This is a genomic window from Nocardia violaceofusca NBRC 14427 (genome assembly GCF_963869435.1).
GTDB lineage: Bacteria > Actinomycetota > Actinomycetes > Mycobacteriales > Mycobacteriaceae > Nocardia > Nocardia aobensis.
In genome coordinates this window covers 60,870-74,492 of the sequence record NZ_CAWMPM010000013.1, presented here as the reverse complement: position 1 = coordinate 74,492, position 13,623 = coordinate 60,870, and the positions used below count along the sequence as shown (strand labels likewise).

At 66.2% G+C, this 13,623-nt stretch carries 18 protein-coding genes; 8 read left to right on the top strand and 10 right to left on the bottom strand.

Annotated elements, in window-relative coordinates; translation table 11 throughout:
• Positions 1 to 636: 636 nt before the first annotated feature.
• The gene (locus AC5592_RS12295; protein WP_063008434.1) at positions 637 to 816 is read right to left on the bottom strand and encodes a hypothetical protein; all 180 of its coding nucleotides are present in this window, start codon (positions 814 to 816) and stop codon (positions 637 to 639) included.
• Positions 817 to 1,015: 199 nt separating this feature from the next.
• Positions 1,016 to 1,645 (bottom strand): mycofactocin system transcriptional regulator MftR, encoded by a 630-nt coding sequence (gene mftR, locus AC5592_RS12290; RefSeq protein WP_051025095.1) that lies wholly within the window; start codon positions 1,643 to 1,645, stop codon positions 1,016 to 1,018.
• A 68-nt stretch (positions 1,646 to 1,713) separates the two neighbouring features.
• Between mftR and mftA the strand changes: the two genes are divergently transcribed.
• The 5 genes from mftA (at position 1,714) to AC5592_RS12265 (ending at position 5,324) form a co-directional block, all read left to right on the top strand.
• Positions 1,714 to 1,824: a mycofactocin precursor MftA gene (mftA, locus tag AC5592_RS12285; protein ID WP_081879272.1), complete on the top strand. Its 111-nt coding sequence runs from the start codon at positions 1,714 to 1,716 to the stop codon at positions 1,822 to 1,824.
• On the top strand, positions 1,814 to 2,119 hold the full coding sequence (mftB, locus tag AC5592_RS12280; protein ID WP_198163817.1) for a mycofactocin biosynthesis chaperone MftB: 306 nt from the start codon (positions 1,814 to 1,816) through the stop codon (positions 2,117 to 2,119). Before mftA ends, mftB begins: the two co-directional genes overlap by 11 nt.
• On the top strand, positions 2,116 to 3,294 hold the full coding sequence (gene mftC / locus AC5592_RS12275; protein WP_063064242.1) for a mycofactocin radical SAM maturase: 1,179 nt from the start codon (positions 2,116 to 2,118) through the stop codon (positions 3,292 to 3,294). The genes mftB and mftC overlap by 4 nt, the downstream gene beginning before the upstream one ends.
• Before the next feature lie 69 nt (positions 3,295 to 3,363).
• Entirely contained in the window at positions 3,364 to 4,536 is a 1,173-nt protein-coding gene (gene mftD / locus AC5592_RS12270; RefSeq protein WP_036505559.1) for a pre-mycofactocin synthase MftD, read from the top strand.
• Entirely contained in the window at positions 4,536 to 5,324 is a 789-nt protein-coding gene (locus tag AC5592_RS12265; RefSeq protein ID WP_063064241.1) for a mycofactocin-coupled SDR family oxidoreductase, read from the top strand. Before mftD ends, AC5592_RS12265 begins: the two co-directional genes overlap by 1 nt.
• Positions 5,325 to 5,379: 55 nt before the next feature.
• On the opposite strand, the gene AC5592_RS12260 is transcribed toward AC5592_RS12265, so the two are convergent.
• The 3 genes from AC5592_RS12260 to AC5592_RS12250 are packed head-to-tail and all read right to left on the bottom strand — an operon-like array spanning position 5,380 to position 6,163.
• Entirely contained in the window at positions 5,380 to 5,766 is a 387-nt protein-coding gene (locus tag AC5592_RS12260) for a hypothetical protein (RefSeq protein WP_157121782.1), read from the bottom strand.
• Positions 5,763 to 5,909, bottom strand: coding sequence for a hypothetical protein (locus tag AC5592_RS12255; protein WP_157121780.1), 147 nt, complete (start codon positions 5,907 to 5,909; stop codon positions 5,763 to 5,765). The genes AC5592_RS12260 and AC5592_RS12255 overlap by 4 nt, the downstream gene beginning before the upstream one ends.
• A complete protein-coding gene (locus AC5592_RS12250) occupies positions 5,906 to 6,163 on the bottom strand; it encodes a hypothetical protein (protein WP_036505562.1) in 258 nt (85 codons plus the stop codon). Before AC5592_RS12250 ends, AC5592_RS12255 begins: the two co-directional genes overlap by 4 nt.
• A 137-nt stretch (positions 6,164 to 6,300) precedes the next feature.
• Between AC5592_RS12250 and AC5592_RS12245 the strand changes: the two genes are divergently transcribed.
• On the top strand, positions 6,301 to 7,707 hold the full coding sequence (locus AC5592_RS12245; protein ID WP_198163816.1) for an NsdA family TPR-like regulatory protein: 1,407 nt from the start codon (positions 6,301 to 6,303) through the stop codon (positions 7,705 to 7,707).
• Here AC5592_RS12245 and AC5592_RS12240 read toward each other — a convergent pair.
• Positions 7,691 to 8,227: an NUDIX domain-containing protein gene (locus AC5592_RS12240; protein WP_036505563.1), complete on the bottom strand. Its 537-nt coding sequence runs from the start codon at positions 8,225 to 8,227 to the stop codon at positions 7,691 to 7,693. The genes AC5592_RS12245 and AC5592_RS12240 overlap by 17 nt on opposite strands.
• Positions 8,228 to 8,606: 379 nt before the next feature.
• Between AC5592_RS12240 and AC5592_RS12235 the strand changes: the two genes are divergently transcribed.
• Positions 8,607 to 9,569: a DUF5996 family protein gene (locus AC5592_RS12235; RefSeq protein WP_063064240.1), complete on the top strand. Its 963-nt coding sequence runs from the start codon at positions 8,607 to 8,609 to the stop codon at positions 9,567 to 9,569.
• A gap of 8 nt (positions 9,570 to 9,577) precedes the next feature.
• On the opposite strand, the gene AC5592_RS12230 is transcribed toward AC5592_RS12235, so the two are convergent.
• From AC5592_RS12230 to AC5592_RS12215, 4 genes are all read right to left on the bottom strand, one after another.
• Complete coding sequence (locus tag AC5592_RS12230) at positions 9,578 to 10,627, bottom strand: glycoside hydrolase family 183 protein (RefSeq protein WP_036505565.1); 1,050 nt, start codon at positions 10,625 to 10,627, stop codon at positions 9,578 to 9,580.
• Positions 10,628 to 10,634: 7 nt separating this feature from the next.
• The gene (locus tag AC5592_RS12225) at positions 10,635 to 10,970 is read right to left on the bottom strand and encodes a PQQ-binding-like beta-propeller repeat protein (protein WP_036505566.1); all 336 of its coding nucleotides are present in this window, start codon (positions 10,968 to 10,970) and stop codon (positions 10,635 to 10,637) included.
• 54 nt (positions 10,971 to 11,024) lie between these two features.
• Complete coding sequence (locus AC5592_RS12220) at positions 11,025 to 11,975, bottom strand: hypothetical protein (protein WP_306304685.1); 951 nt, start codon at positions 11,973 to 11,975, stop codon at positions 11,025 to 11,027.
• A gap of 157 nt (positions 11,976 to 12,132) precedes the next feature.
• Positions 12,133 to 12,735: a DUF4232 domain-containing protein gene (locus tag AC5592_RS12215; protein ID WP_063064239.1), complete on the bottom strand. Its 603-nt coding sequence runs from the start codon at positions 12,733 to 12,735 to the stop codon at positions 12,133 to 12,135.
• A gap of 89 nt (positions 12,736 to 12,824) precedes the next feature.
• Here AC5592_RS12215 and AC5592_RS12210 point away from each other — a divergent pair, with 89 nt between their 5' ends.
• Positions 12,825 to 13,622, top strand: coding sequence for a hypothetical protein (locus AC5592_RS12210; RefSeq protein ID WP_063064375.1), 798 nt, complete (start codon positions 12,825 to 12,827; stop codon positions 13,620 to 13,622).
• Position 13,623 lies beyond the last annotated feature (1 nt).

Genomic DNA, 13,623 nt, shown 5'->3' with positions numbered 1-13,623 from the left:
CGCCGGATTTCCGAATCAACCTAACTCATTTCGCTCACGCGCGGTTCGACGCACACGACGCCGCCCCAATCGGAGCCGGGAACGAGCCACTGGCCGATTGAGGGTGTTATCCAGATCGTGTGCGTGCTCTGCGTAGCTGAGGACCCCCTCTCGCCGAGCTTGGCAAGCACTGTGCGACAACTCTTCGCCGTATTATCACGACGTGCCGCCACAACTTGCGGGCGGCCCGAAAGCCCCACTCGCACAGAGGCATATGAGGGCCCCGTCGAATGGGTCGGAACTACGAGCGATTTGTCCGTATTAAAGTGGAAGGCGTATTGTCGAGCGGGTCGATCCCCCCGCCACGCCACGGTTTCGGAAGCTGGTGTCGGCATTGTGTCCGACCCGGGGAGACTGCCCCGGCGAGCATTGTTTCACCTTTCCGCACGACGACGCTGCGCGGAATGACCTATTGCGGTCCACACTGTGCGGAAAACCGTTGTACCACACCTAGCCGATACTACTGAACAGCGGCTTTGCTGTCCCGCACTCGCCGGGAAATCCGGCGAGCCCCGAGCATAATCTTCCGATTCGACCGAGTCCGAGAAGGACACCGCGAGAGCTTCTCGGCGATACCCATGCCGGTGAGCGGCGGATTCACGGGCCCAGGAATAGCCGTTCGTTCGGCAAGCGGTTCTCCGGGAGGCGGCCGTCGATGGTGTCGAGAATGAATTCGATCGTGCACCAACGCTTGCGCCGCCAGTCCCGGACGATATTGTCCACTGCCGCGGCGGCGGTCCGGTAATCGAAGGCCGTTCCACCCAGCCAGATACGCATGTGCACATCGTTGTGCACCGCGTACCCTCCGCTTCCGGGCCTCAGCACGGCACCGGGATGGCCGAGGTCGCGCTGCCACATCGACGGTCCTGCCGATTCTCTGCGTTCATCTTCGTCCCCGAGCGGTAGTGCCGGCCTGACTCCCGTCCACCCTTCCTTCCACGCGGGCGATCGGCGACCGTAGAACTACGTACTTTTCCTACGTGGTCGCCTGCTCGGCGCCGAATCCGGAACCCCAGCTCCGCAGCGCGCGGTCGAGGATGTCGGTGAGCTCCTGGTCGGGGTGGTCGAGCCAGTGTTCGTATCCCGCGATCGCGACGCCGAGTGCGCAGTGGCCCGCGACCTGGGCGAGCAGATCGCGCGTGCCGACACCGAGCCGGGCGGCCACGAATTCGGCCACCACGTTTCGCCACTCCTGATAGCGCAGCGTCGAATGCGCCTGCAGCGCGGGAACTTTCAGGATCAACTCCATGCGCTTGCGATGCCAGGGCACCTGAGCCGGGTCGAAGCGGTTGAACTCGACCACCACACTGCGGACCGCGTCGGCGACCGGCTGGTCGGGCGGGCACCGGTCGAACAGATCGCGCATCGCCTGGAGTTGTTCGCTGAAGTTGCCCCACACGACGTCGTTCTTCGATTCGAAGTAGCGGAAGAAGGTCCGCTTGCTGACCCCCACGGCGGCCGCGATGTCCTCGACCGTGGTGTCGTCGAATCCGCGCTGCTCGAACAACTCGAAGGCGACCCGTTCCAACTCGTCAGCGCTGGTCGAGGGCCTGCGACCCGCCCTGACACGTGGTGCGACAGGTTTTTCCGCTGTCACCCCTTCCATTTTGTCACCCGGTGACATTATGCTGTGCCTCACACCCGTTACCCCGATCCCATCCCCTAGGAGCGGTCATGAACGAACCCATCACCAGCCAGACAGTAGTCCCCGCCGAGGACGCGCTCGTCGAAGACGACCTGCTCGTCGAGGATGTCTCGATCGATGGCATGTGCGGTGTCTACTGACGGCTTCGATCCGGCCGGCTCCTATCGGCTCGCGCCCTCGATCTCGCTGCGACCCGAGCCGTTCGGAGCGCTGGTCTACGACTTCACCACCCGGCGGCTGTCGTTTCTGAAGACCAAGCAGCTGGTGGCGGTCGTGCAGGGACTGGCCGATCACTCTTCCGCGGCCGCCGCTCTGGCGGCCGCGGGGGTCGCCGACACCGAACACCCCCGCTATCTGAGCGCGCTCGCCGGTCTGCTCGAGGCCGGCACCATCACCCCGCGCCCCGCCGGCCCGGACGAACAGGATCACCGATGAAACTGGTCGAACATTTCAAACACGGCCTCGACGCCCCGATCTGCCTGACCTGGGAACTCACCTACGCCTGCAATCTGGCCTGTGAGCACTGCCTGTCGTCGTCGGGCCGGCGCGACCCGCGCGAGCTGTCCACCGCCGAATGCAAGGCGTTCATCGACGAGCTGGAACGCATGCAGGTCTTCTACGTCAACATCGGCGGCGGCGAACCCACCGTGCGTAGCGACTTCTGGGAACTGCTCGACTACGCGATCGCCCACCACGTCGGAGTCAAGTTCTCCACCAACGGAATTCGGCTCACCCCCGAACGCGCCCGCCGGCTCGCGGCCACCGACTACGTGGACGTGCAGATCTCCATCGACGGCGCGACCGCCGAGGTCAACGACGCCGTGCGCGGTCCCGGATCGTTCGACACCGCGATGCGGGCCATGCAGAATCTGGCCGACGCCGGGTTCGAGAACTTCAAGATCTCGGTCGTGATGACCCGCCACAACGTGGATCAGCTCGACGAATTCAAGGCCATCGCCGACCGGTTCGGCGCCCAGCTGCGCATCACCCGGCTGCGCCCGTCCGGACGCGGCGCCGATGTCTGGAACGAGCTGCATCCCACGACCGACCAGCAGTTGCAGATCTACGACTGGCTCGTCGCCCACGGCGAGGGCGTCCTCACCGGAGACTCGTTCTTCCACCTCAACGCACTGGGCTCCACTCCCATCGCGGGACTGAACCTGTGCGGGGCGGGGCGGGTGGTGTGCCTGGTCGATCCGGTCGGCGACGTGTATGCCTGCCCGTTCGCCATCCACGACGAATTCCTCGCCGGCAACGTCCGCGACACCGGCGGATTCGACAGCGTCTGGCGCACCTCGGAACTGTTCGCGCGGCTGCGGCAACCGCAAACCGGCGGCGCGTGCACCTCGTGCTCGGCCTACGACGCCTGCCAGGGCGGATGCATGGCCGCCAAATTCTTCACCGGACTGCCCCTCGACGGCCCGGACCCCGAATGCGTGAAGGGCAACGCCGAACTCGCCCTCGCCGGAGTCGGTGCGAAACCCCAGCCGGACAAGAACCACTCCCGCAGTGCGCCGCGGCGCACGGTCGCCCTCGGCATCCCCACGCGTAGCCGGACCACCGCGCCCGACCGGGCTTGCGACACCAGCCCACTCGCCGGGCTGACCTGACCAACCGATCGTCGACCTCCGGGCACACACCGTCCGGGCGGCGAGACCACTTTCAGCACAAGGATTCTCATGGCAAGCACCCGTGACTGGTTCGAATCGGTCGCCGAGGCCCAGCGCCGCGCGAAGAAACGCGTCCCCAAGGCCGTCTACCTGGCCCTGCTGGCCGGCTCCGAGGCCGGCGCCACCCTCGACGACAACGCCGCCGCCTTCACCGAACTCGGCCTGCGCCCCCACATCGCCGACCTGCCCGCCACCCGCGACCTGAGCACCACCGTTCTCGGACAAGACATCTCGATGCCCGTGATCTGCTCCCCCACCGGCGTCCAAGCGGTCGACCCCGCAGGAGAGGTCGGTGTCGCACGCGGGGCCGCGATGTCGGGCACCGCGCTCGGCCTGTCCTCGTTCGGGTCCAAACCGATCGAGGAGGTCATCGCCGCCAACGACAAGACCTTCTTCCAAATCTATTGGCTCGGAAGCAAAGACGATATGGTCGCCCGCCTCGACCGGGCGCGTGAAGCAGGCGCCAAGGGCATCATCGTCACCCTCGACTGGGTCTTCGCCACCGCCCGCGACTGGGGCAGCCCCCCACTGCCCGAAAAGATCGACGTGAAGACCGCCGTGCGATTCGCACCCCAGGTCGTCACCAAACCCGGCTGGCTGCTGCGCTTCGTCAAGTCGGGAAAACTCCCCGACCTCACCACCCCCAACCTCGTCCCGCGCGGGCAGCAGGGCCCGACCTTCTTCGGTGCCTACGGTGAATGGATGGGCACCCCACCGGTCACCTGGGACGACCTGGCCTGGCTGCGGCAGCAATGGGACGGGCCGTTCCTCATCAAGGGCATCGGCCGCCCCGACGACGCCAAACGCGCCGTCGACATCGGCGCCACCGCGATCTCGGTGTCCAACCACGGCGGCAACAACCTCGACACCACCCCCGCCGCGATCCGCATGCTGCCCAGCGTCGTTCAGGCCGTCGGCGGACAGGTCGAGATCCTGCTCGACGGCGGCATCCGACGCGGCAGCGATGTCGTGAAAGCGCTCGCCCTCGGCGCGAACGCGGTCATGATCGGCCGCCCGTACCTGTGGGGCATGGCCGCCGCCGGTGACCGCGGCGTCCACAACGTCCTCGAGGTCATCCGCCAAGGCATCGACTCCGCGCTCTACGGACTCGGCCACTCCTCCGTCCACGACCTCACCCCCGACGACGTCATCATCCCCGACGGCTTCACCCGGGGCATGTAGTGGACCCCGCCCCGGTCGCCATCGTCACCGGTGCCGCCCGGGGCATCGGCGCCGCCACCGTGCACCGGCTCGACGCCGCGGGCTGGCGCGTCGTGGCCGTCGACATCTGCCGCGACGACCCCGCACTCGGCTATCCGCTCGGCACCCGCGATCAGCTCGCCGCGGTGGCCGCCGCGCACGCGGGGACGGTCCTCGCCGTCGAAGCGGACGTGCGCGATATCGAAAGTCTTAGCCACGCAGTGGAACTCGGGATGGACCGTTTCGGTCGGCTCGACGCGGCCGTCGCCGCCGCGGCCGTCATGACCGGCGGCCGCCCGCTCTGGGAAACCACCCACGCCGACTGGGCACCGATGTTCGACATCGGCGTCCACGGCACCGCCAACCTCGCCCGGGTCGCCGTCCCCGCCATGCTCGCCCGGCCCGAACCCCGCACCGGCCGATTCATCGCCCTCGCCTCCGCGGCCGCCCACCACGGCATGTGGCACCTCTCCGGTTACAACGCGGCCAAACACGCCGTCGTCGGCCTGATCAAAGGATTAGCCCACGACCTGCGCGGCACCGGCATCACCGCCACCGCCGTATCCCCCGGCTCCACCCGCACCGCCCTGCTCACCGAAACCGCCCGCCTCTACCACCTCGACACCGTCGACGACTTCGCCTCCCACCAACTCCTCGACCGCATCCTCGAACCGGACGAGGTCGCCGCCACCATCGCCTGGCTGTGCACGCCCGAATCCGCCGCCGTCACCGGAAGTGTGGTACACGCCGACGGCGGATTCCTGGCGTGAACGCCGGGTTCCTCGAGTACGCGCACCCGGCAATCATGGCGCTTCGAGCCATGGCCTATCGACCTGCGGCCGGATCCGAATCGAGTGGGTTCGGAGATCCACCGTCCGGCGCGTAACCGCCGCCTCGCTCATACGTGAACGTCGTAGCGAGGCAATGGATGTCGGTGATTTCGGCAAGTTCCGGCGGGATGCGGCCACGGAGATGTCCGAGGTCGGGCACGATCAGCAGCTCGATCCGATGGGCGGTCACGTGATCGAGTAGGGCCTCCGCAACGACCAGGCTGCTACTTTTGGTCAGACCGAGGTAGGTATAGCCGAGCCGTCGGGCGATTCCCCGCATCGGCAGATGGAGCCGGTGAACGGTCTTCACCAGGTCCACACAGACGTAACCCATCGCATACGCGGGTATTTCATAGTCCATCGCATCGCCTCGCGAAGTCATCGGTCCTCGTCCTCGATCCGCCGGCGAATGGCGTCTACCTTGCGGTCCTTCGGAATGCGCTGCGGAACAATCAAGGTCGCGATCAGAACGCCCAGCGGCAAACCCACGCAGACGACAAGCCCGCACAAAACCCATCCGCTCATGACTGCCTTTCCGCCAGCGCGCGCCGACCGCGTTCGCTGATCTGCCACCGGGCCCACGAACTGCTGAAAACGATGAATCCGCACGTCGACAAACGAGTAAGCGCGATGCGCACACGCCACCCGGGCAATGCCGCAGCGCGACGAATTTGTCCGGCGGTCAGCAGACCACCCGGTGCCAGCACCGACAGCACCACACAATCCGACCTGTTCATTTTCGGCTTCATCGGCAGCCCCGCTGCCACCGCATCGACCATCGCGTTGCATCCACGAGCCGAGCAGACACGAAATCGGGTAGCGGCCGGAACACGCGCGGGCCGGGCAGATGTCGTCAGAGGATGCACGCAAAATGCAGCGGGGGTGGGCGTGTGCGCGGGGGGTGTGCGATTGTCGAATGTTGTTGGATCGCATCGTTTACGCGTGCGACACTCCGATCATGGGACGTAAGCCCAAACAACCCAACCTCGGACTGACAGAGCTCCTGAACGAAGGGGCGATCAGCCGAGGCGGCCTCGCAAGACGAATCAACGATGCAGGACGAGCTGTCGGCCTCGAGCTCTCGTACGATCACACGTCGGTCGGGCGATGGTTGAGCGGTGAGCAGCCGAATCCTCCTACACCACAGCTGATTGCGGCTGCATTCTCGGAGGTTCTGGGTCGGCGCATTGTGCCCGAGGACTGCGGCATGTCCTCGAGTTCCGGCTCCGGCGATCTCGGATTGGAATTCTCGCTGAGTTTGTCCGAGGCGTTGGGCTCCGTAACAACGCTGTGGCGCGCTGACGTCGAGCAGCGCCGGTACCTGCTCGACGCTTCCTACGCTGTAGCGGTCTACCCCGCAGCGTCGATGCGCTGGTTGACGATGCCCGGACCCGACCATCCCGTATCTGCGGGTCGTCGTCGAGTGGGAAATGTCGATGTCGAAGGCGTTCTCGCGATGACGCGAACATTCCGTGACCTCGACAATCGAGCGGGCGGAGGCCGGGTGCGGTCGACGATCGTGCACTATCTACACAGCTCGGTGGCTCCACTACTGCGCGGGAACTATGCCGAACCAGTCGGACGAACGCTGTTCTCCGCGACCGCGGAGTTGACGAAAATTGCCGGGTGGGCAGCCTACGACCAAGAGGAACACGGACTCGCGCAGCGCTATCTGATTCAGGCTCTCCGACTCGCCAGAGCGGCGAACGATCGTGGTCTGGGCGCTGAGATTCTGGCTGCCATGAGCCATCAGGCTACGTATGTGGGCCGCCCGGGCGACGCCATCGACCTGGCTCGCGCGGCCCGCATGACTGCGCGAGCCACAAGTTCCGCCGCCCTGGAGTCGGAATGCCATTTGGCCGAGGCACACGGTCACGCAGCCCGACAAGACAACTCTTCATGTGCCGCGTCGCTGATCGCAGCAGAGCGCTCGTACGAAAAGGCCGACCGAACAGGTTGCCCGGAATGGCTGTCGTATTTCGATGCCGCATACATGGCCGCCAAGATTGCACACTGTTTTCGCGAACTCGGCGACGACGCCCGAGCCGCCCGGTTCGCCGAACAATCTCTCGATATGTCGTCCGGTTACCACCGAGGCCGCGCCTTCAACCTGACCTTGCTGGCGTCTGTTCGAACAGCCGAGGACCCACTGGAGGCGGTGCGCGTCGGTCGCGAAGCAGTCGAACTCGTATCCGGGATCTCCTCGCAACGCAGCTACGCGTACCTACGTGAACTGCGACGCCGGCTCGATCGGCACAAGGACATCCCGGAAGTTGCCGACTTCCAGCACGAGGTACGGATTCTGACTACACGACCGTACTGAGCGCGCGGTAAACCCCGATTACCGTTGCAGCGCCGACGATGTCGCCGCGCTCGATCATCTTCGCGGCTTCAGCCAACGGGACCCAACGAATGTCCTCCGCTTCGTTGACATCCGGCACGGTGTCGGTTGGTTCGGCGCCCTGGGACAGGTACACCTCCTGCGGATGGTCGAGGGTGCCGATCGCGGGCTGGTAGGTGACCAGATGCCGCATCGACTTCGGCCGCCACCCGGTTTCCTCCTCCACTTCGCGGGCCGCCGCGGCCGCGACGTCTTCAGCTCCGTCCACATACCCTCCAGGCAATTCCCACACCCAGCGATCGATGATGAATCGGTGCCGGTACATGAGCAGGACCTCGCGGCTGTCGTTGAGCACCACGGTCATCGCGCATCGGGGCATACGGGCGACGTACTGGGTGAACGTCACGCCGTCCGGCAACTCCACGTCGACCGTTGACAGCCGTATGTGTCGATTTTCGTCGACCAGGGTTTCGCCATGGATGGTCCACTGAGTGCGCGTCACGTTCCGACGGTATCGCGAACTCCCATCCGGTGTCGTCGGTCGATCCCTCGCCAGCTCCTGCCCGGTGCGGGCGTGCCGCCGCCCGAGAAGTGCGACGCGGCCCAGTCTCCGACGGCGCCATCGCGGCCGACAATCGCCCCGCTCGCTCTCGGTTTGCCCCAACATTCCCGCGTCGACGCTTCGACGCCTTCCCTGGATTGGATCGTTGCGAAGATCAGACTATCCTGCTGGTCAGGAATGAAAGAGCGCCGAGGCGGTGGCATTGCCAAGTCATTGCCACCGCCAGTTCGCTACCGGTGTTCAGTCCGATGCACCCGGAAATCGAAACTCGTCGCTTCCGGGTCCGAATCGACCTCGTCAGCGATGGAGGACCACCGATATGTCGAAGACGAATTTCACCGCGTGGCCGCGGTTGCGGGTGGCGGAGTGGGCGGATACTCGCGAGACGCTGCATATGTGGATGCAGGTGGTGGGGAAGGTTCGGCTCGCGCATGCTCCGTTGTTGAATCACTGGTGGCAGGTCACGCTTTTCGTGAGTCCGCGGGGGTTGGCGACGCCGGCGATTCCCTATGGTGATCGGTTGTTCGATATCGAATTCGACTTTCTCGCCCATCAATTGGTGATCCGCGACGACACCGGCGACAGTCGCAGTGTGGCGCTCGAGCCGAAATCGGTGGCGCAGTTCTACGCCGAAACCATGCGGGCACTCGACGAGCTGGGGTTGACCACGCGCATTCAGGGGCGGCCCAACGAGGTCGAGCCGTCCATTCCGTTCGCCGAGGACACCCGGCACGCATCCTACGATCCGGAAGCCGCGCAGACGTTCTGGCGGCAGCTCGTGCACGCGAATCGCGCCCTCGACGAGTTCCGGTCGGGATATATCGGAAAGTCCAGTCCGGTGCATTTCTTCTGGGGCGCGATGGATCTGGCCTACACCCGGTTTTCCGGGCGGACGGCGCCGGAACACGGTGGCGGTGCGCCGCATTGTGCCGATTGGGTCATGGTGGAGGGTTATTCCCGCGAACTCAGCAGTTGCGGGTTCTGGCCCGGCGGCGGGGAGGAAGGGGCGTTCTACGCCTACGCCTACCCCGAACCGGAGGGTTACCGCGAACGGCAGTTGCAGGTGCCGGGAGCGGGCTACGCCGCCGCGCTGGGGGAATTCGTCCTGCCGTACGAAACGGTGCGGACGGCCGATGATCCGAACGCTCTGGTTGCCGCGTTTCTACACGAAACATACTCGGCCGCAGCCGAATTGGGCCAGTGGGATCGGCGCGAGCTCGAATGCGATCCGCATCGGTGGGCCGAGAAGCGCGCGGCGGCGCCCTGGTCGTCGCTGCGCTGACCCCGCGGCTACGGCGTGATGCCGTCGAACTGCATCACCCAGTACGGGCTGTTCGTAGTCGTATTCCATTGGGAGACATAGAGAGTGATGTCCGTCGATGAGCTCGACCGGGGGTGGATGAAGCCGCCGTAGAGCTGCGGGAAGGTGCGGACCCAGAACTGCCACCACGGCGCCGAGGCGACGATCTGGCGCTTCGGCGCCGTCCAGACGCGGTCGATGGCCGGTGCGGTGCGGGTGGCGATGCAGGCGCCGGCGACGTCGAAGTAGGACATCACCCACGTCCCGGCGATGTTCTTCACACTCACCTCGCCGATCGGCCCCATCCCGCCGAACAGCGGCGTCGGAGTGGGATTGCCCCACCGCCAGGCCGAACCGTCGTAGCCCCAGTATTCGTACTCGCCGCGGACGGCGATCTGCTGCCACGGCACGCGCATCAGGATCGGACCGTTGCGATTGTGGCTGCGCCCCCACTCCTTCGAGACGATATAGAGATAGCCGTTGTCGTTCCCGATGCCGGCGAAGGACTGCATCATGAACGGACTCCAGCCGCCGTAGCCGTCACTGCCGTCGTTGGGCCAGACGGCCGCGTAGTCGGTCCAGGTGGCGCCGTCGTCGTCGGAGTAGGCCAGCCCGCAGAACAGCGCACCGTGGCGATCGTCGGGGACGCTCCAGTCGTGCACGCTGGTGTAGGTCAGCCACGTTCGCCCGTTCGGATCGACGAACGCGTCGTTGGGAATGCGGCTGACCTCGAACCCGTAACCGTTGTCGGCATTGTGTGTGTAGGTGAGGGCCTGTCGCGCCGGCGCGCCACCGGGGGTCGCGGAAAAGGTGGTGGTGGCGTCCGGGAGGTCGGAGCTGAACAGCAGCACGGGCGAGCCGAGCCACGTGCCCGACCCCTGACTGTCACCGGTGAACGTGTCGCCGAAGACGAAGCCAGACCGGCCCGGCGCGAAATGTTCTCGGCTGTAAGGGATTCCGAGATCGGTGCCACCTACTCCGAATTGCCTCGCCGTACTTCCGGCGAACCCGGTGAGCGGTGTCCCCCAGTGCGTCGCCATCGCCGGCTCATGCCGGGGCGGCGAGGACGAATCGCGTCCATGCCGCGGCTCGGTTGGCGTTGTCGGTGCACACCTTCCCGGTGGTGAGGTCGATGGCATACACGCAGCCGTCGGGGACCCCGCCGTTGAAGGTGGCGAACCAGGCCGTCGGCCCGGTTTGCGGTGTGGCACAGGCTGCCACGTCGGCGAAAGCCCCTTCCGGGAACGTGATCTCCGCGGCGGTGGCGGTGGTGAGGGCGGCCAGGGTGCCGCCCGCGGCGGCGGCCGTCGCCGCCGCCCGGACCTGGGGCACGCAGTCGGTGATCACGAAGAAGCGGCCGTTCGTGCTGGCGATTGTCGGCATGCGAATACTCCGTCGGAGGCTTGACAGGGTTGGGACGGTACGGGGCTGGGGGCTTTACGGGTTGGGAGGCTGGAAGCCGGCGATATCGAGTTTCTGCCCGATGGCCGCGATGGCGTCGACCAGGGACCAGCCGCCCAGCTGCGGCCAGCCGGTGCCCTGCAGTCCGCGCATCTGGATCCACTCGTCGCGGATGCGGCCGTCGGAGTCACGCGGCAACGGCACCTGGGTGGGCCCCGGCGGCGCCGCGAAGCCCGGCAGACCGAGGGTCTGTCCCACGCTGGCGACACCGTCGACGAGCGTGTGGCCGGCCAGTTGCGGCCAGCCGTTGCCGCCGATGCCCATGAACTGAATCCACATGTCGGTCACCGGATCCGTTGCCACCGTGCCGACCCCGACCTGGTTGGCGAAATCCTCCGGTGAGAAACCGTCGGCGGAGTTCATATCGCAGTTGCCGAAGGGCGAGGCGCCCTCGGGCAGGCCGCCGCCGTAACCCTGGCCGTCGGTGTACTGGTGCGCGATCTGGCCGGGCAGGTTCGGATTTCTGCCGTAACCGGCGCCGATCATGTTCAAGCCGTCCGGCCGCACCGGCCACATGCTGTCGAAATCCGGGCGGTTGGCGTAGCCGATGACCCGCCGGGTCGAACCGAGCCAATCGGCGAGCCGCCAGTAGGCGCGGTTGATGCCGTCCGATTGATCCCCGCCGGGGTTGCCGCCCGATTCCACGTCGATCATCGTGATCATCTTCGGATGCGGACCACCCGCCTGACCGACCATGCTCCGGTGGGTGTCGACGGTATCGAGCCAGTTCGGCCGCCAGTAGAAGTAGACGATGAAGCAGGCGATGCGTCCGGAATCGGCGGCCCGGGCCGCCCACGAATAGTTCGAATAGAAGTTGTGGTCCTGATAGGTCCCGTCGTTGGAACGGAACGAGAAGAGCTGATACGGATACGAGTCGTCGACCGGCACTTGGAACTCGGACACGTCGGCGAAAAGGGAATCGACCATATTCCCCTCCAAGAGTCGACCGGTCCTCGGCAGGACCGGGTTTCGAGTGGGTGGCTATCTCATTGTCCGAGGCTACGCCTGTCTCGTCATCGATAGTGCGGTTCTCGTGACCGCGTCGTAATCGACGGTGTCCCAACGAAACCCGTGGAAGATCGAATTACCGCCCCTCGGCGCCCGGCACGAGGGCGCGGACCCGCAACTGGTGCGTAGTCATTTGTCCGTTACCGCACGCCGTCGCCGCACGGTCGAGATACAGCGATACGGTGTTGTCGGGCGGGTAGATTCGCAGTCCCGGCACGTCGACGGGCCCGCACTGGTCAGCCGGGATATTGTGCACGTCGACCGCGAACACCAGCGCCGACGCCTGGCCGCCGGGTGCCAGCTGAACCGGTCCGGGCGCGCTCCCGTCGCGGGCGGCCGGGGCGCCGACGGGCGAGCTGTCGGGGCCGGCTGCATAGGAGACCCCCGGGAAACCCTCCAGGACGCACGAGCCGGAACCGTTGTTGGTGAACACGATCGGAAATGCGACAGTTCCGGCGGCGGCGTTCGAGGGCCCCAGCGCGGCCGCGAGATCGGATGTCTGGCATTGTGGCGCAACGGCATTCGCGGCACGGGTGGGCGGAGTACCATCGTTCGAAGGTACCGAACCCACGTGCAGGGCCGGGGCCGCGCTCGTATTCGGAGTGTCCGGCGCCGACTGGTCCGATCCGCAGCCCGCGACGGTCACAGCCGCGGCCGCGGTGAGCGACCACCACGCCATCCGCCTTCTTTTCACAACTCCCGACCGTACTCGGTTCGGGGCCGACCGTGGAAGATCCGTCGAAGTTCGTCGCGGGCAAGGAGAACCCGATGATCGACATCATCACGTTGCGAGGAACCGGAGAGCCCCGGAACGCGGACGGCAGCCCTGCGGGGATGCTGGCCGCGGTCACCGATCTGCTCTCGACCGAGAGCTTCAGCTTCTTCGAACCCGACTGGCCCGCCTCCGTCGGGCCGGATCCGAATCTGTGGGGGCCGTCGCTGGACACCTCGGTCCGGCTGGGCATCGCCGCGGGCGTCGAGGCGATCCAGCAGTCGCCGAACGTCTGTGCGCTGCTGAGCTATTCGCTCGGCGGCATCTGTGCGAGCCGGATACTCGAGGGGGTGGCCCGGGGCGAGTACACCAACACCGACGGCAGCCCGCTCGAGATCGCCTTCGCCGTCTTCATCGCCAACCCGCTGCGCAAGGCCGGCGATTCGGTGAACAACCTGTGCCCGCCCACGACCTTCGGCCTGCACGGCCAACACGGCACCTGGCCCGCGGCGGTCGCGACACGGGAGTACGCGAACCCGGGCGACATCATCACCGCCTCCCCGGCCGACTCGCCGCTGCGCATCATCGACGTGGGAATCTCACCGTTCTCGTTCGTCGAGGGCGCCCGCTTCGGCAACGCGAGCTATCTCATCTTCGCGCAGCTGCTGCAGTTCCTGATGTCGAATCCGGTGGCCAACCTGCAACGCTTCGCCACCGCCGTCAACGGCGTGATCGGTTACCTCACCCCGTATCCCGACGGTCAGCACGTGCTGTACCCGGCGCACGACATGCCGGGCACCGGCGTCACCTGGACCACGGCGGCGGCGGATTGGATCACGGCGAATTTCGCGTAGG